General features: G+C 64.4%; 14 protein-coding genes. 5 read left to right on the top strand and 9 right to left on the bottom strand.

Annotated elements, in window-relative coordinates; genetic code table 11:
- Positions 1 to 57: 57 nt before the first annotated feature.
- The 5 genes from ACL9RJ_RS25705 to ACL9RJ_RS25685 all read right to left on the bottom strand — a co-directional run bounded on the left by ACL9RJ_RS25705 (position 58) and on the right by ACL9RJ_RS25685 (position 5235).
- Entirely contained in the window at positions 58 to 876 is an 819-nt protein-coding gene (locus ACL9RJ_RS25705) for an SDR family oxidoreductase (RefSeq protein WP_103033037.1), read from the bottom strand.
- 43 nt (positions 877 to 919) lie between these two features.
- Complete coding sequence (locus tag ACL9RJ_RS25700) at positions 920 to 2230, bottom strand: MFS transporter (RefSeq protein WP_103033036.1); 1311 nt, start codon at positions 2228 to 2230, stop codon at positions 920 to 922.
- 177 nt (positions 2231 to 2407) lie between these two features.
- The gene (gene dgoD, locus ACL9RJ_RS25695; RefSeq protein ID WP_017123921.1) at positions 2408 to 3556 is read right to left on the bottom strand and encodes a galactonate dehydratase; all 1149 of its coding nucleotides are present in this window, start codon (positions 3554 to 3556) and stop codon (positions 2408 to 2410) included.
- Between the two features lie 55 nt (positions 3557 to 3611).
- Complete coding sequence (locus tag ACL9RJ_RS25690; RefSeq protein WP_017123922.1) at positions 3612 to 4232, bottom strand: 2-dehydro-3-deoxy-6-phosphogalactonate aldolase; 621 nt, start codon at positions 4230 to 4232, stop codon at positions 3612 to 3614.
- 31 nt (positions 4233 to 4263) lie between these two features.
- Entirely contained in the window at positions 4264 to 5235 is a 972-nt protein-coding gene (locus ACL9RJ_RS25685; protein ID WP_177085095.1) for a 2-dehydro-3-deoxygalactonokinase, read from the bottom strand.
- Positions 5236 to 5517: 282 nt separating this feature from the next.
- On the opposite strand from ACL9RJ_RS25685, the gene ACL9RJ_RS25680 reads away from it, so the two are divergent.
- The gene (locus ACL9RJ_RS25680; RefSeq protein WP_177109658.1) at positions 5518 to 6159 is read left to right on the top strand and encodes a TetR/AcrR family transcriptional regulator; all 642 of its coding nucleotides are present in this window, start codon (positions 5518 to 5520) and stop codon (positions 6157 to 6159) included.
- A gap of 261 nt (positions 6160 to 6420) precedes the next feature.
- Here the strand turns inward: ACL9RJ_RS25680 and ACL9RJ_RS25675 are convergent, their stop codons facing one another.
- The 4 genes from ACL9RJ_RS25675 to ACL9RJ_RS25660 form a co-directional block, all read right to left on the bottom strand.
- Positions 6421 to 9975: a molybdopterin cofactor-binding domain-containing protein gene (locus tag ACL9RJ_RS25675; RefSeq protein ID WP_177119047.1), complete on the bottom strand. Its 3555-nt coding sequence runs from the start codon at positions 9973 to 9975 to the stop codon at positions 6421 to 6423.
- A 16-nt stretch (positions 9976 to 9991) separates the two neighbouring features.
- Positions 9992 to 10468, bottom strand: coding sequence for a (2Fe-2S)-binding protein (locus ACL9RJ_RS25670; protein ID WP_017126440.1), 477 nt, complete (start codon positions 10466 to 10468; stop codon positions 9992 to 9994).
- A 494-nt stretch (positions 10469 to 10962) separates the two neighbouring features.
- Positions 10963 to 11412 carry a MarR family winged helix-turn-helix transcriptional regulator gene (locus ACL9RJ_RS25665; protein ID WP_017126439.1) on the bottom strand — a complete coding sequence of 150 codons (450 nt, stop codon included), beginning with the start codon at positions 11410 to 11412 and terminating at the stop codon, positions 10963 to 10965.
- Positions 11413 to 11667: 255 nt separating this feature from the next.
- Entirely contained in the window at positions 11668 to 12720 is a 1053-nt protein-coding gene (locus ACL9RJ_RS25660; protein WP_177119046.1) for a 2,5-dihydroxypyridine 5,6-dioxygenase, read from the bottom strand.
- Between the two features lie 312 nt (positions 12721 to 13032).
- Here ACL9RJ_RS25660 and ACL9RJ_RS25655 point away from each other — a divergent pair, with 312 nt between their 5' ends.
- The 4 genes from ACL9RJ_RS25655 to ACL9RJ_RS25640 all read left to right on the top strand — a co-directional run bounded on the left by ACL9RJ_RS25655 (position 13033) and on the right by ACL9RJ_RS25640 (position 16459).
- Complete coding sequence (locus ACL9RJ_RS25655) at positions 13033 to 14181, top strand: FAD-dependent monooxygenase (RefSeq protein ID WP_017126437.1); 1149 nt, start codon at positions 13033 to 13035, stop codon at positions 14179 to 14181.
- The gene (locus ACL9RJ_RS25650; RefSeq protein ID WP_177119045.1) at positions 14178 to 14987 is read left to right on the top strand and encodes an alpha/beta fold hydrolase; all 810 of its coding nucleotides are present in this window, start codon (positions 14178 to 14180) and stop codon (positions 14985 to 14987) included. The genes ACL9RJ_RS25655 and ACL9RJ_RS25650 overlap by 4 nt, the downstream gene beginning before the upstream one ends.
- A gap of 72 nt (positions 14988 to 15059) precedes the next feature.
- On the top strand, positions 15060 to 15812 hold the full coding sequence (locus ACL9RJ_RS25645; protein ID WP_017126435.1) for a maleate cis-trans isomerase family protein: 753 nt from the start codon (positions 15060 to 15062) through the stop codon (positions 15810 to 15812).
- Between the two features lie 14 nt (positions 15813 to 15826).
- Positions 15827 to 16459 (top strand): N-carbamoylsarcosine amidohydrolase, encoded by a 633-nt coding sequence (locus ACL9RJ_RS25640; protein WP_017126434.1) that lies wholly within the window; start codon positions 15827 to 15829, stop codon positions 16457 to 16459.
- Positions 16460 to 16619: the final 160 nt, after the last annotated feature.

Genomic DNA, 16619 nt, shown 5'->3' with positions numbered 1-16619 from the left:
CGGTTCTTGTTGAATCGCTGCGTGCAACAAACGTCGCCCCGAAGGCCGGCGCGCAGATCAGTCGTGGTACATCACCGAGCGCCCGCCATCGATCATCAGGCAGGTGGCGTTGATGAACGGTGCTTCGTCGGTGGCCAGGAACAAGGCCGTCATCGCCACCTCGACCGGCTGGCCGATACGTCGTGGCGGATGCAGGTCGAAGGCCCGCTGGCGTTCGGCCCCGGGATCGGCGAAACCGTTCCAGTAGTCGACATTGAGCTGGGTCTCGATATACCCCGGGGCAATCGCGTTGACCCGGATGCCCTTGGGCGCGTACTCGATGCCCAGTGCCCGGGTCAGGCCGAGCAGGCCATGCTTGGCCACCGGATAAGGGAAGCAGCCGGGGATGATGTGGCTGGAATGGGTCGAGGCGATATTGATGATGTTGCCGATGCCCTGTTCGATCATGTGCGGCAACACGGTGCGACAGCCGAACCAGGCCCCGTCCAGGTCGATGGCGAAACAGCGCCGCCAATCCTCGTCGGTCATCTCCAGCGGATCGCGAAACACGTTCACGCCGGCGCAGTTGACCAGCACGTCGACCCGGCCGAAGCGTTCGATGGCCAGGTCGACCAGGGCGCGCCATTGCGTCTGCGAGGTGATGTCGATGGCCTGCGCGTGAATCTGCGCGCCCTGCCCACGCCAGCGCGCGGCGACCTGCTCGACCTTTTCGGCCTGGATATCGCCGATCACCAGCTTCGCCTGCTGCGCCTGGAAGCAGGCGACGATCGCCTCGCCAATGCCCTGGGCCGCGCCGGTGATCACCACCACCTTGTCTTTCAGGCGATCGCCGTACTTCGGCTCGGGGACTTCGGGTAACGACAGCGGTTTTGCCATTTCAAACACTCCTGAATGAAATCGAATGAATCCGTGACGCGCGCTACAGCTCGATCCGCTCGACCTTGCCCACCAACAGCCCGTAGGACAGCGCGCCGATCAACGCCAGCACGGCGATATAGGTAATGGCCGGGGCGAACGAGTCGCCGCTGGCGAGAAAACCGATGACGATCGGCGTGGTGATCGCCGACAGGTTGCCGATGAAATTGAACACCCCGCCGGTCAGCCCCAGCAGACGCGCCGGGGCCAGAGTTGAGACCAGCGACCAGGTGATGGAGGCCAGACCGTTGCCGAAGAACGCCAGGGCGAGGAAGGCGATCACCAGGGCCGTGGAGTCGACGAAATTGGCGCCGATGATCGAGGTGGAAATCAGCAGCCCGCCAATGATCGGCAGCTTGCGCGCCAGGCCGATGCCGACACCGCGGCGGATCAGCCAGTCGGAGAACAGCCCGGAGCAGAGCACGCCGACAAAGGCCGCGAGAAACGGCAGCGAGGCGAGGAAACCGGACTTGATAAAGTCCATGCCGCGATACTTCACCAGGTAGGTCGGGAACCAGGTCAGGAAGAACCACAGGGTCGAGTTCAGGCAGAACTGCCCCAGGTAGATGCCCCACAGCTTGCGCTTGCTGAGCACGATGCCCAGGTCCGTCCAGCTGAACGGCGCCTTGCGCCGGGCCGTTTGCGCCTGGATATCCACCAGGCCGCCGCCTTCGCGGATCAGTTCGATCTCGGCGACATTCGCCCCCTTGAAGTCCCGGGGTTCGCGATACACCGCGTACCAGACCACCGCCCAGAGAATCCCCACCACGCCGGTGCTGACAAACACCATGTGCCAGCCGTAGCGGTGCTGCAACCAGGCCAGGACCGGGGTGAGAAAGGCCAGGCCGACAAACTGTCCGGAGGTGTAGAAGCCGATGGCCGTCGCCCGCTCACGCTCCGGGAACCAGGTGGTGACGACCCGGCTGTTGATCGGATAGGCCGGGGCCTCCAGGGCGCCGACCGCCATGCGCAGGACGAACAGGGCGATAAAGCTGGCGGCGAAACCGAGCATCACCGTCGCCACCGACCACAGCAGCAGCGCCACGCTGTAGAGAATCCGCGGCGGCACCCGGTCCACCAGCCAGCCGCCGGGAATCTGCATGGCGGCGTAGGTCCAGCCGAAGGCCGAGAAGATCAGCCCGACATGGATCGGGTCGATGCCCAGGTCGCTGGTCAGGGCCGGCGCGGCAATCGACAGGTTGCTGCGGTCCAGGTAGTTGATCACCACGGTGATGAACAACAGCACCATGATGAAGAATCGCTTGCGGCTGGGCGTCACCAGGGACGCCGCGGCCTGGGGCCGTTCGAATTGCATGGAGCGTGCCTCTTCTTATGATTATTGAGGACTGCTTGCCTATCCCTGATGATCGTTCCCACGCTCCGCGTGGGAATGCATCCAGTGACGCTCCGCGTCACCTCCAACAGCGGACGCAGAGCGTCCTGAGCAGCGTTACCACGCGGAGCGTGTGAACGATCAAGCAACGATCAGGCTTCACCACTCGGCGAAGCTGCCATCGGCGTGGCGCCAGATCGGATTGCGCCAGCGATGGCCGATGGCGGCCCGCTCGATCACGTATTCCTCGTTGATCTCGATCCCCAGGCCCGGACCGTTGGGGATCTTCACGAAGCCTTTCTCATAGTCGAACACCCGTGGATCCTTGACGTAATCCAGCAGGTCGTTGCTTTCGTTGTAGTGGATGCCCAAGCTCTGTTCCTGGATAAAGGCGTTGTAGCAAACCGCATCCAGTTGCAGGCAGGCCGCCAGGGCAATCGGCCCCAGCGGGCAATGCAGGGCCAGGGCGACGTCATAGGCCTCGGCCATGTTGGCGATCTTGCGGGTTTCGGTGATGCCGCCGGCATGGGAAGCATCCGGCTGGATGATGTCGACATAACCTTCACTGAGCACCCGCTTGAAATCCCAGCGCGAGAACAGCCGTTCGCCGAGGGCGATCGGCGTACTGGTCAACGGCGCCAGCTCCTTGAGGGCTTCGTAGTTCTCGCTGAGCACCGGCTCCTCGATAAACATCAGCTTGTAGGGATCGAGTTCCTTCATCAGCACCTTGGCCATGGGCTTGTGCACCCGGCCATGGAAGTCCACGCCGATGCCGATATCCGGACCCACCGCATCGCGCACCGCGGCGACGTTCGCCAGGGCCAGGTCGACCTTGTCGTGGGTATCGAGAAATTGCAGTTCCTCGGTGCCGTTCATCTTCACCGCGGTGAAGCCACGGCTGACCGCTTCCTTCGCCGCCCGCGCGGTGTCGGCCGGACGATCGCCGCCGATCCACGAATACACACGGATCTTGTCCCGCACCTGACCGCCCAGCAGATCGCTGACCGACACCCCCAGGGCCTTGCCCTTGATATCCCAGAGCGCCTGGTCGATCCCGGCCAGGGCACTCATGTGGATCGCCCCGCCACGATAGAAGCCGCCGCGGTAGAGCACCGTCCAGATATCCTCGATATTGCGTGGGTCCTTGCCGATCAGGTAATCGGACAATTCCTCGACCGCCGCCGCCACCGTGTGGGCACGGCCTTCCACGACGGGCTCGCCCCAGCCGGTGACGCCCTCGTCGGTTTCGATCTTGAGGAAGCACCAGCGCGGTGGAACGATGTAGGTGGTGAGCTGGGTGATTTTCATCGCTTATCTCTCTTGTAATGGGGCTTGTCGATGGACGCCCTGGGCGCCGGCAGTCTTAACGAAAGGTGTTCCAGGCCGTCATGTAGGCCTTGGCGCGAACCGCCACCTCATCGGGGCTCAGGCCCGGCTTGAACAGCCCCGAGCCAAGGCCGAAGCCGCCGACGCCGGCCTCGAGGAATACCGCCATGTTGTCCGGCGTGATACCGCCCACCGGGAGCAACAGGGTCCCGGCCGGCAACACCGCGAGCCAGGCCTTGACCACGGCCGGGCCCATCTGCTCGGCGGGGAACATCTTCAGCACGTCGGCACCTTCGGCGAGGGCGGCAAAGGCTTCGGTGGGCGTGGCGACACCCGGCGACAGGTACAGGCCGGCGGCCTTGGCCGCGCGCAGGACCACAGGGTCGCTGTGGGGCATGACGATCACCTGGCCGCCCGCCGCCTTCACCTGCCCGACCTGCTCCGGCGTCAGCACGGTACCGGCGCCCACCAGGCAATCGGCGGGCAGGCTGTCGCGCAGGATACGGATGCTGTCATAGGGTTGCGGGGAGTTGAGCGGCACTTCCAGGGTACGGAACCCGGCGTCGTACAACACCCGGCCGATGGCCTTCGCCTCCTCCGGGCGCAGGCCGCGAAGGATGGCGATCAGACCGTTTTTTGCCAGCGCTTGCTTGAGCATCTCAAACCTCTGAAAGGAATCGTCGAAAGCTTCAGTCGAGCAAGCCGGCCGCCTGGGCCAGTTGCCATAAACCCCGTTCGGTGGCCTGCTCGGCCAGGCTCACCGAGGCAAAGCCGCAGGCCTCCAGGGCCCGCCGGTAACGGACACAGAGTTGTTCGTTGCCGATCAGCAGGATTGCCGGCAGCTCGCTGCCGGTGTGGCGCTGGAGCAGCAACGCGCGCAGCGCCACGAGTTCATGGCCGATCAGCAGGCCGGACAGGTAGTTGGGTTGCTCGGCAGGACTCAGCTCGCCGGTCAGGCCCAGGGTGCGGGCACTGAACAGGGTCGACAAGGGGCCGATCTCGCCCTCGGCGGACAAGGCCACCTGCACGCCACGATCGAAGGCGTGCGCGTCGAACGGCGCATTGCGTTGCTGGGTGCGGCCGAGGATGGTGTGCTCGCTCAAGGCACCGAAGAGCTCGCCGGTCATGAAGGTGTCGAAGTGCACGAGGTTGCCGGCGACCACCTGGACCCATTTCGAATGGCTGCCGGGCAGGCCGATCAGCACCCGGCTGTCGTCGCCCAGCACATCGAGGGCACCGAGCACCTGGGTTTCCTCGCCGCGCATCACGTTGGGCAGGCGGGAGCGCTGGATGACCCCGGGAACGATATGCAGGTCGCTACCGCGCAAGGTGGCGACCCTTTGCAGACTGGAGCCCAGGCCCGCAAGGCTGGCCGGGGTTTCCCGATAGACCGCTTCGCGCCAGCCCTGGGCGCTGCCGACCATGCCACAGGCGATCACCGGCAGTTGCGGACAGGCATCGAGCCAGTCACCACAGGCCTCATCGAATGCCAGTTCAAAACCGTCGCTGCACCACTGGCCGGCTACCAGCCGTGGCACCTTGGGCAATTGCATGATGCCGCAAGCCAGCGCGCGCTGTTCCAGCACCAGGCCCTGGGGACCGAGCTTGTAGGCACGAAGGGAAGTGGTTCCCCAGTCGAGCGCGATCAATTGCGCCTGCATCGCTTCACCTGTTTTGTTTTTCTGGGCAGTGAGTGCGATGAACTATAAACCCGGCGCGTTTAAAATCTCAATATATAAATATCAATCCCATATAGTGGGAAAAACTAAACTCTTAAGAACAACACCGACCTTGTAGGAGCTGGCTTGCCAGCGATGGCGGCCGTACGGTCGGCGCCAGACAAGGAGGCCCCCCTTACCGGCAAGCCGGCTCCCACAAGGGGCCGTCACGGCAGCCGTGGTATATTCGCGCCCCACCCCGCCCTGTCGAAGGAATGCCCGACGGTGAACAAGAAAATCGGCATCAGAGCCCAGCAAGCCGACCAGACACGCGCCCGTATCCTCAAGGCGGCGGTCAAGGTTTTCACCCGCGACGGCTATTCCGGCGGTCGGGTGGAAAGCATTTCCCGCGAAGCCGAATCCAACGACCGCATGCTCTACTACTACTTCGGCAGCAAGGAGCGGCTGTTCATCTGCGTGCTGGAACACACCTACGAGCAGTTCAACAAGGCCGAAAGCAAACTGCGCCTGGACCTGGACCAGCCCCTGGAAGCCCTGCGGGAACTGGTGGCCTTCGTCTGGAACTACTACGTCAAGCACCCGGAATTCGTGGCCATCCTGAGCATCGAGAACCTGCACAAGGGCAGGCACGCCCAGCAGTCCGGGGAACTGCGGCGGCTGTCGGGGGAAGCGGTCGGCGTGTTGCGGCCGATCATCGAGGCGGGCCAGGCCCGGGGGATCTTTCGCGAGGACCTGGACCTCAAGCACGTGTACCTGATGATCGCCTCGCTCTGCTATTTCTATAATTCCAACCAGCACACCCTGAGTTCATTCCTCGGCGAGCCGCTGGCGGAGAAACACCAGCAGCAGGACTGGCTGGCGTTTATCAGCGACCTGGTGGTTCGCGGGGTATTGCGCCTGCCGTAAACGCAGAACCTGTGGGAGCCGGCTTGCCAGCGATAAGGCCATCAAGCCTTGCAGCGCTCATCCGGCCGCCTTCGCGGGCAAGCCCGCTCCCACAATCACCGGCTCAGCCGCGGATATACGGCCCCCCCTGTGGGAGTGGGCTTGCCCACGAAGAGGGCCTTGAGGCTTGCAGCACTCTTGTGGTCCTGCAGCGCTCATCCGGCCGCCATCGCTGGCAAGCCAGCTCCTACAGGTTCGCGGTGCGGCAACCAACAGTGCCCATCAGTGGGTTCCCGGATTCGCGCGTACATGGGCCACGGTCTTTTCCAGCCCCTGCCATGGCGGCGCATCGCCGGCAAAGCGGCTGCGCAGGTACGCCGCCAGTTCCGCCACCTGGGTATTGGACAGGCTGTCCTTGAAGCCCGGCATATAGCCCAGGTCGCGGGTCGCCGGCGTCGCAATCCCTTGCAGGATCACCTTGATCAGATTGTCCGGCAGGTCGCTGTGCACATTGGTATTGCTCGCCAGCGACGGGCTGACCCCGAACAGCTTCGGCCCCAGGCCATCGGCATGGCAGCCCTGGCACGAGCCTTCGAACACCCGCTGCCCGTTGCTCAGGGACAACGCTTCAACCGCTGCCGGGCGGGTTGCCCGCTCCACCACCCGCGCCTCGTCCTGCGCGCCGTTGAGCGAGGCCAGGTACACCGCCATCGCCCGCACGTCTTCCTTCGGCAACTTCGCCAGTTCGCTGACCACCGGCCCCATCGGCCCCGCCGCCACGCCATGGGCATCGGAATAGCCGCTGCTCAGGTAGGTGAACAACTGATCCTCGGTCCAGGGCGTCGGCGCCTTCGACAAGCCGGTGAGGGCCGGCGCCTCCCAGCCATCGACCAGCCCGCCGGACAGAAACGCCGCGCCGCCCTTCTCCGCGCCCATCAGGTTGCGCGGCGAATGACAGGCCGCGCAGTGCCCCAGGCCGTTGACCAGATAAGCCCCGCGATTCCACTGCTCGCTGCGTTGCGGCTGCACCTGGATTTCCCCCTTGCGCAGGAACAACGCATTCCACCCTGCCATCAACGGCCGCTGGTTGAACGGAAAGCGCATGGCGTTGGCCCTGGCCGGCTGACTGACCGGTGCCTGGGACATCAGGTAGGCGTACAGCGCCTGCATGTCGGCATCGTTGATATTGCGAAACGCCGTGTAGGGAAACGCCGGATACAGATTGCGCCCGTCGCGCCCGATACCCTCGCGCATCGCCCGCTCGAAGGCCGGATACGACCAACTGCCGATGCCGGTCTGTACATCCGGGGTGATATTGCTGCTGTACAAGGTGCCGAATGGCGTCTCCATCGCCAGCCCTCCGGCATTGGTCGCCCCGCCCGGCGCCGTATGGCAGACCGCGCAATCGCCGACCGCTGCCAACAGGCGTCCACGTTCCAGGGTGGCCGCCGACCAGGTGCCGGCGCTCGGTGGCGCGATGGGGGCGATCTCGCCGTGCCAGGGCCAGGCAGTGGCAGCCATGCCCAGCAACGCGCCAAAGGCGGCGAACAAGGAACCGAACAACCATTTCGAGCGCTTGGCCGGGGACTTCGGCGGATCCTGCTCGGTACCAGCATTGAGCGCCTGCAACACCCGCTCCGGGGTGATCGGCAGTTCGCGAAAGCGGATCCCGGTGGCATCGAAGATCGCGTTGGCAATCGCCGCCGCGCTCGGCACCGAGGCCGATTCCCCCGCACCCATGGGCGGCTCGCTCTGGCGCGGCATCATCAGCACGTCGATCTTCGGCACTTCGGGAAAGGTCAGGATCGGGTAGCCGCCCCACTCCTTGCTCGCCACCGTCGATTCCTCGAAGGTCACCCGCTCCTTGAGCACCCGGCTGGTGGACTGGATCACATTGCCGTGGATCTGGTGCCGCACGCCGTCGGGGTTGATCATCATCCCCGAGTCATGGCCGATTACCACCCGGGTCACCGAGACATCGCCGGTCTGTCGGTCGATCGCCACGTCCGCGACCCAGGCGGCCCAGGCCGCGCCGAACCCGGGAAACTTGCTGTGGATGTAACGCGCGTAGGCAAAGCCACGCCCGCGCAACAGATGGTCGTCGTTGGGGGTCTGCATCGGCGCGGTGCGCGGGGTCCAGGCGGCGCGCTCGGCGGTGGATTTCACCAGGTCCACGGCGCGCTCGTCATGCAGGTAGCGCAGGCGGTATTCCACCGGATCGACGCCGGCGGCAAAGGCCAGTTCGTCGATATAGGATTCGTGGGCGAAGGTGTTGGGCAAGGCCGAGACCCCGCGCATCCACGAGGCCCGGACAATCGGCGACATATCATTGATGCTGACCCGCATATGTTCGTAGTCGTAGGGCGGGATCGAGGTCCGGTCGCCCATCTCGAACATCGCCGCCACCGGCTCGACGCGCCCGGTGAGCAACAAAGCCAGGGTCGGCGCGCCGTTGGACGGGTAGCTGGTCTGGAAGTCATAGGCGGCGACGCTGCCGTCGGCATTCAGGCCGCCATCGACATCCATCAGTTGCGCCGTGCCCTTGGGCTCCCAGACGTGTTCCTGGTCCCGGGTCAGTTGTACCCGCACCGGCTTGCCGACAGCCCGGGACAACAGCAGCGCGTCGGCGCAGACATCGTCGGCACAGTTGCGCCCGTAGCAGCCGGCGGCCTCCATGCGGATGATCTCGATATGTTCCTCGGGGCACTCCAGCAACCAGGCCAGGTCGGCCCGCAACAGGTGCGGGTTCTGGCTGCCGGACCAGACCCGGATGCCGCCCGCCTGGTAATCCGCCAGCCCGCAGGACGGGCCGATCGAGGCATGCATCTGGTAGGGCCACAGGTAGGTGCGCGGCATGCGCTGGCTGGCACCGGCCAGGGCTTCGTCGACCTGGCCCTGGTCATGCACCGTGCGCTTGATCCGCGGGTTGTCGCGGATCGCCTGCTCGACGTCGCTCAGGTCCGGCAGCTTCTGCCGCCAGTCCTTCCAGCGCACCCGCAGTTCCTGGGCCGCCTTCGCCGCCTGTTCCTCGCGCAGCGCCACCACCCCGACAAAGTCACGGATCACCACCACCCGGACAATCCCGGGAATATGGGCGATGGACGACTCATCCACCTCCAGCAGGCTGTTGCCGACAAAGTCGCCGCTGTCGAACCCGGCATAGGGCGGCCGCACCACCCGGCCATGGAGCATGTCCGGCACGCGCATATCGTGGACATAGGTCAGCTCGCCGGTGGCCTTGGCCGGGATATCGACCCGCGCCGCGCCCTTGCCCACCAGCCGATAGTCGGCGGCCGGCTTGAGTGGTGCGTCACCGCTGATGCGCAATTGATCGTGTTCGCCCGCCACCAGTTCGGTGTAGCTCAGGGCCCGGCCGTCCGGCGCCTTGACGATACCGCGCTCGACCCGCAGTTCCTGCGCTGTCAGCCCCCAACGCCGCGCCGCCCGCGCCAGCAGGAAACGCCGCGCCTCGGCCGCCGCGTTGCGCAGGGGCACCGCGGAAATCTGCAGGGTCGCACTGGCGATGGTCGCGCCCTGGTTCGGTGCCCGCTCGGTGTCGCCGAGCACCATGCGCACCTGCGCCACTTCCAGGTCCAGCTCTTCGGCGACGATCTGCGACAGCGAGGTGCGGATGCCAGTGCCGAGGTCGACATGGCCGTTGAAGGCATAGACCCAGCCGTCATCGCTGACCGCGATGAACAGCCCCAGCTCCTTGGGCTTGACCACCGGCGAACCGCCCTTGGCCACCGGGCCGGAGGGCGGCAGGATATCGTCGACAATCAGCAGGACGCCGGTCTTGGCCAGCAATTGATCACGGGTGGGGATGGCATCGGTCATGGTCGTCGGTCCACGTTCAAGGCGTTTGACGGGCGGCACGCAGCACCGCGCGAAGGATTTCGATATGGGTGCCGCAGCGGCAGAGATTGGCGGACAGTTCGTTGCGGATCTGTGCCTCGCTGGGGTGCGGATTGCGGTCGAGCAGGGCCTTGGCGGTCATGATCATGCCGTTCAGGCAATAACCGCACTGGGCCGCCTGCTCGTCGATAAAGGCCTGCTGCACCGGGTGCGGCGCCTCGCGGCTGCCGAGGCCCTCAAGGGTGACGATCTGCCGATCCACCGCACCGGCCAGGGGAAACACGCAGGAGCGCGCGGCCACCCCATCGATGATCACCGTGCACGCCCCGCATTCGCCGAGGCCACAGCCGTACTTGGGGCCGTTGAGCCGCAGGTCGTTGCGCAGGATCAGCAACAGCGGCGTGTCCGCCATGGCGGTGACCGAAGTGGTGCTGCCGTTGACCTCAAGGGCTACCGTGATTTCCTGCGTCGTCATGGGCTGCGCTCAGTTCATTTGATGAAGTGATCACTACATGAAAAAGCCATGGCTCTACGCCGTCAGTGTCTCCTGACGACACACTTTTTCTGATGAAGTGGTTACTACATGAACAGAGAGCAAGAAGGATGCCAGCGGCGTGGGTTCGGGTGATCACGATCATTCCCACGCTCCGCGTCACGGGTCCGCAGCGGACGCAGAGCGTCCGGAGAGGCGTTCCCACGCGGAGCGTGGGAACGATCAAACACACCCCTGTGGGAGTGGGCTTGCCCACGAAGAGGGCCTTGAGGCTTGCAGCGCTCTTGTGGTCCTGCAGCGACTGGGCGGACGCCTTCGCGGGCAAGCCCGCTCCTACGGGGTTAGTGCTTGCGGTGCGATATTTGTGAGAGACAGCCAGGCGACGCTGCGCTTGCTGGTGACGAGGTTGGCACAGGTAAGGCAGGACCCGTTGCCCTGCACCCTGGGATCCCTCCCAAGCATCGGTGCAGGATGGGTTATTCGTCGCGGTCGTCGATCATCTTGCGCAGCAGGAACAGCACCGCCACCTGCTCGGCGGGGTTGAGGTTGCTCATGGTCAGCTCGCTGATCCGCGCGGCACAGGGCACGGTCTGCTGCACCAGGCGGGCGCCTTCGTCGGTCAGGCCGACGATGACCTTGCGCCGGTCCTCGGGGTCAGGCTCCAGGCTGATCAGCTCGCGGGCCTTGAGTCGCTCGACGATGCCACGGATGGTGGCCTGGTCGACGGCGGTCGCCTTGACCAGCTCGGTCAGGGAACTGGGGCCGTGGTCACGCACCGCGCACAGGGTGACGAACTGCACGGCCGTCAGCTGCGAATCGCCGACATTCTGCTGGAAGATCGCCATATGTCGCTGGTAGGCCTTGCGCAGCAGGTGGCCGACCTGTTCGGAGAAGACGTAGGAATTGGAATCAGGAGTATCCGGCACGGCAGGCTCGAAAAGGCAATGGAGAATGGGCTGGCATGATGGACAGGTTGCGAGGCGGACTCAAGTGTGAGGTCGTCCGGGCCGACCCCTTTGCAGGCAAGCCCGGCTCCTGCAGTCCTCTGTCACTCACCAGATCGTTCCCACGCTCCGCGTGGGAATGCACCCCGTGACGCTCCGCGTCACAGATCTACAGCGGACGCAGAGCGTCCAGAGAGGCATTCCCACGCGGAGCGTGGGAACGATCCTGGTCGCCACTCAACGGGCCCGCGAGGCCTCGGGGGCCACCACGTCGCCGCCGATCACCACCGCCTGGTCATCCAGGTAGACATCGCAATTGCGCAGCGGAATGTCCATGTGGCACGGCGTCTTGCGGGTGCCGCCGACTTCGGTATTGGGCCCGGTGGAGAACAGGAAGTTGCCATAGAACGCCCGTGCGTCCATGCACATGCCGTCGTTCTTGTCGTGCAGGCCCATGGCGGTCCACTGCGCCTTCGGCTGCAGGCCCCAGCCGATATGGGAGATGCCGTAGACCTCGGGATCGTTGAAGTACTTCATGTAGTCGCGCAGGTATTCGGCCTCGAAACCGCCGTGGATCGAGGTAATGAAGCCCTTCTCGATCTCCAGGGTAATCTTCTCCCGGGTATAGGTCTTGAACGGCAGGAGGATGTCGCCGATATCCAGCACCAGCACGCCCTCGGCGGTTTCCTCGTTCGGCCAGGAAAACAGGAAGCCGCTCGGCCAGTGGTCCCAACGCCCCGGCTCATCGGCGAAACCGTACTCGGTCACCGACGGATACTGCCCCAGCGCCGCGCGGAAATCGCTGCCGGCACGGGACTTCACATGGATCGAGAGCGCCTTCTTCAACAGTGCTTCCGCCGCCAGCACCCGCACCTTGTCGGCCTCGGTCGGCAGCATGCGCGCCAGCACTTCCGGCGGCTCGACCGCCAGCAGGATGCGCGTGCCGGTCTTGAGGATCTGCTCCTGCTCCGGCGAGTGCAGCAGCATCATGGTATCGACGATCAGGTCCGCCGCCTCCAGCGCCCGCTGGGCGGCGATATTGCCTGTCAGCGCGGTGTCGCCGCAGTAGGCGGTCATGTCATTGCCCATGGCCATCGGGTGGTTGAAGGACGGCAATTCCACCGCGTACACCTTGGCCCCCAGGCGTTGCGAAGCCTCCATCGCCGAACGCACGGTGCGCGGGTCGGAGTAATGGCTCTTGAGCACCGCGACACTCTGGGTCGAGTCGACCTTCGACAGTTTCAACACGTGCTCGAACATCTGCGTCAGTTCGCAATCACTTACCGGCATTTCCTCTCTCCTCGATTCGCCCACGACGCACCAAGTAGAAGCGTCGCGCTTCACTCTAGTGCATTTTTATAGCGTATACGCCATTTAAATCCGATAAGACCCGAATTGAAGACATTCTGCAAGAGCCAGACCAAAACGTTACCAACCCACACAAACCCAACAAAATAAGGTTACTTAGCGTTACAGCAGCCAAATATCGGCAAAATTTTAATTTTTACGGAGGATCTTCTCTTTTCAAAAAAAGAGCGTATACACTTTAAAAACCTTGCGGGTCGTCCCCGCCAACCTTCACTCGGAACGAGGAGCATGCCCATGGCAAGCACACAAAAAATCGCCATCGTCGGCGCGGGCCTGGGTGGCGCGGCCGCCGCCACCCTGTTGCAACAGGCGGGATTCGACGTGACGATCTACGAGCAGGCGCCGGAGTTCTCCCGCCTGGGTGCCGGGATCCACATGGGCCCGAATATCATGAAGATCTTCCGGCGCATGGGCATCGAGCAGCAGCTCGACCAGATGGGTTCGCACCCGGACCACTGGTTCAGCCGGGACGGCATGAGCGGCGACTACCTGTCGCGCATTCCCCTGGGCGAGTTCGCCCGCAAGGAATACGGCGCTTCCTATATCACTGTGCACCGTGGCGACCTGCACGCCTTGCAGATGTCCACCATCAAGCCGGGCACCCTGCACTTCAACAAGCGCCTGGAAACCATCGAGGACCGCGGTGACCAGGTGCACCTGACGTTCACCGACGGCACCCACGCCAGCGCCGATATCGTCATCGGTGCCGACGGCATCAACTCGAAGATCCGTGAAGAGCTGCTGGGCCAGGAAGCACCGCTGTACAGCGGCTGGGTCGCCCACCGCGCGCTGATCACCCGCGACAAGCTGGCCCGCTACGACCTGAACTTCGAAGACTGCATCAAGTGGTGGAGCGAGGACCGACACATGATGGTCTACTACACCACCGGCAAGCGCGACGAGTACTACTACGTCACCGGCGTGCCGCACCCGGAACTGGACTTCGACGGTCCGTTCGTCGACAGCAGCCGCGAAGAGATGTTCGCAGCCTTCCAGGGCTACCACCCCACCGTGCAGGCGCTGATCGAATCCACCGATACCGTGACCAAATGGCCGTTGCGCAACCGCAACCCACTGCCGCTGTGGAGCCGCGGGCGCCTGGTGCTGCTGGGCGATGCCTGCCACCCGATGAAGCCGCACATGGCCCAGGGCGCCGGCATGGCCATCGAAGACGCGGCGATGCTGACCCGCTGCCTGCAGGAAACCGGTCTGGGCGACTACCGCACCGCCTTCGAGCTCTATGAAGCCAACCGCAAGGACCGCGCGTCCCGCGTGCAATCGGTATCCAACGCCAACACCTGGCTGCGCACCCAGGAAGATCCGGCCTGGGTCTACGGCTACGACCTCTATGCCCAACAGCTGAAATCGGGGGTGGCGGCGTGAGCACCTTCGTCCATGGCGGCAACGTCCAGGCCAACGGCATTCGCCAGCACTACCTGCGCTACGGCGGCAAGGGCGCGGCGCTGATCCTGATCCCCGGCATCACCAGTCCGGCGATCACCTGGGGATTCGTCGCCGAGCGCTTCGGCAAGTATTTCGACACCTATGTGCTGGATGTGCGTGGCCGCGGCCTGTCCTCCAGCGGCCCGGAACTGGACTACAGCGCCGAGACCTGCGCCAGCGATATCGCCGCGTTTGCCGCGGCCCTGGGCCTGGACAGCTACCACCTGGTGGGCCACTCCATGGGCGCACGCTTTGCCGTGCGCAGTGCGGTGCTCAGCCCCGCCGGAGTGAAAAGCCTGGTGCTGATCGACCCGCCGGTATCCGGCCCGGGCCGTCGCGAGTACCCGAGCAAGTTGCCGTGGTACGTCGACTCGATCCGCCAGTCGCTGGTCGGGATGGACGCCGAGGCGATGCGCGCCTTCTGCACCACCTGGACCGAAGAACAACTGCAACTGCGCGCCGAATGGCTGCACACCTGCTACGAGCCGGCGATTGTCCGGGCCTTCAACGATTTCCATGACGTCGACTTCCACCAGGACCTGCCGCGCCTCGAGGCGCCAGCCCTGCTGCTGGTGGCCGGGCGCGGCGGCGTGATCCAGCCCGAGGACGAAGCCGAGATCCGCGAACTGCAACCGACGATCCGCATCGCCCATGTCGCCGATGCCGGGCACATGATTCCCTGGGATGACCTGGACGGCTTCTTCGCCGCCTTCGGCGATTTCCTCGGCGCGCACCTGACCTCTTGAATCTGTGGGAGCCGGCAAGCCGGCTCCCACAGGTTGATGTATCGGCTGAATTATCGATTTAAGGAGACAAGCATGCTCAAGCCTTACCGCATCGGTCAGATCGTACCGAGCTCGAACACCACCATGGAAACCGAGATCCCGGCGATGCTCAACGCCCGCCAGGCGATCCGTCCGGAACGCTTCACCTTTCACTCCAGCCGCATGCGCATGAAGCAGGTGCGCAAGGAAGAACTGGCGGCGATGGACGGCGAGTCCGATCGCTGCGCCGTCGAGCTGTCCGACGCCAAGGTCGATGTACTCGGCTACGCCTGCCTGGTGGCGATCATGGCCATGGGCCTGGGCTATCACCGCCAGTCCGAGGCGCGCCTGCGCAAGGCCACCGCCGACAACGACGGCAATGCCCCGGTGATCACCAGCGCCGGTGCCCTGATCGAGGGCCTGAAAGTCATGGGTGCCAAGCGCATCGCCATTGTCGCGCCCTACATGAAGCCGCTGACCGAACTGGTGGTGAACTACATCCGCGAGGAAGGTTTCGAGGTCGTCGACTGGCGCGCCCTGGAGATCCCCGACAACCTCGAAGTGGCCCGTCACGATCCGGCCAACCTGCCGGGCATCGTCGCCGGGATGAACCTCGAAGGCGTCGACGTGATCGTGCTCTCGGCCTGCGTGCAGATGCAGTCGCTGCCGGCCGTCGCCAAGGTCGAGGCACAGACCGGCAAGCCGGTGCTGACGGCCGCCATCGCCACCACCTACGCCATGCTCAAGGCCCTGGACCTGGAGCCGATCGTGCCCGGTGCCGGTGCCCTGTTGTCCGGCGCCTACTGAGCGGGGTCCGCGAGATGAGCGAACAAAGCGCCAATGACAATTACCAGGGAGTCTGGGGCCAGCGCATCGGCTTCGGACGCAAACCGGCACTGCTGATGATCGATTTCATGCAGGGCTACACCACCGAGGGTGCACCGCTGTTCGCTCCGGGCGTGGTCAGCGCGGTGGCCGAAAGCGTGGCCCTGCTCGACAGCGCCAGGCGTCACGGGATTGCGGTGGTGCACACCAATATTCGCTACCATCCGGGACACTTCGCCGACGGTGGCGTCTGGGTGCGCAAGGCCCCGGTGATGAAGGACATGGTCGAGGGCAATCCGCTCGCGGCCTTCTGCGAAGCGGTGCTGCCGCTGCCGTCGGAAGTGGTGATCAGCAAGCAGTACGCCAGTGCGTTTTTCGGCACCAGCCTGGCCTCGCAGTTGCACGCCCAGGGTATCGATACCGTGGTCCTGGCCGGCTGTTCCACCAGCGGCTGCATCCGCGCAACGGCGGTGGATGCCGTCCAGCATGGATTTCGCACCATCGTGGTACGCGAATGCGTGGGCGACCGGCATCCAGCGCCCCATGAAGCGAATCTGTTCGACATCGACAGCAAGTACGGCGATGTCGTCAGCAAACAGGAAGCGATCTCGAAGTTCAAGGAGCAATAAGGTTTTACGAAGAACCGCGCCATAGAGCGTGGTCTTGAAAAACTGAGAGCCCACTTTGGCATACGGCTTGTTGAATAGAGCCGGTCAACTATGGGAGCTCCCAGTCTTCTGACACTGCCTTTGGAAGTCGCTTTCACAGCACTCCGAAGTGCTGGAACAA

The organism is Pseudomonas sp. Mn2068 (assembly GCF_049319725.1).
GTDB classification, from domain to species: Bacteria; Pseudomonadota; Gammaproteobacteria; order Pseudomonadales; family Pseudomonadaceae; genus Aquipseudomonas; species Aquipseudomonas gingeri.
The sequence above is the reverse complement of the archived record's forward strand: the minus strand, read 5'-3'. Positions and strand labels throughout refer to the sequence as shown.

What these genes read in the sequence shown, in the direction of transcription:
- ACL9RJ_RS25705 (WP_103033037.1), bottom strand. Translation starts at nt 876, where the DNA reads ATGGCAAAACCGCTGTCGTTACCCGAAGTCCCCGAGCCGAAGTACGGC.
- ACL9RJ_RS25700 (WP_103033036.1), bottom strand. Translation starts at nt 2,230, where the DNA reads ATGCAATTCGAACGGCCCCAGGCCGCGGCGTCCCTGGTGACGCCCAGC.
- dgoD (WP_017123921.1), bottom strand. Translation starts at nt 3,556, where the DNA reads ATGAAAATCACCCAGCTCACCACCTACATCGTTCCACCGCGCTGGTGC.
- ACL9RJ_RS25690 (WP_017123922.1), bottom strand. Translation starts at nt 4,232, where the DNA reads ATGCTCAAGCAAGCGCTGGCAAAAAACGGTCTGATCGCCATCCTTCGC.
- ACL9RJ_RS25685 (WP_177085095.1), bottom strand. Translation starts at nt 5,235, where the DNA reads ATGCAGGCGCAATTGATCGCGCTCGACTGGGGAACCACTTCCCTTCGT.
- ACL9RJ_RS25675 (WP_177119047.1), bottom strand. Translation starts at nt 9,975, where the DNA reads ATGACCGATGCCATCCCCACCCGTGATCAATTGCTGGCCAAGACCGGC.
- ACL9RJ_RS25670 (WP_017126440.1), bottom strand. Translation starts at nt 10,468, where the DNA reads ATGACGACGCAGGAAATCACGGTAGCCCTTGAGGTCAACGGCAGCACC.
- ACL9RJ_RS25660 (WP_177119046.1), bottom strand. Translation starts at nt 12,720, where the DNA reads ATGCCGGTAAGTGATTGCGAACTGACGCAGATGTTCGAGCACGTGTTG.
- ACL9RJ_RS25655 (WP_017126437.1), top strand. Translation starts at nt 13,033, where the DNA reads ATGGCAAGCACACAAAAAATCGCCATCGTCGGCGCGGGCCTGGGTGGC.
- ACL9RJ_RS25645 (WP_017126435.1), top strand. Translation starts at nt 15,060, where the DNA reads ATGCTCAAGCCTTACCGCATCGGTCAGATCGTACCGAGCTCGAACACC.
- ACL9RJ_RS25640 (WP_017126434.1), top strand. Translation starts at nt 15,827, where the DNA reads ATGAGCGAACAAAGCGCCAATGACAATTACCAGGGAGTCTGGGGCCAG.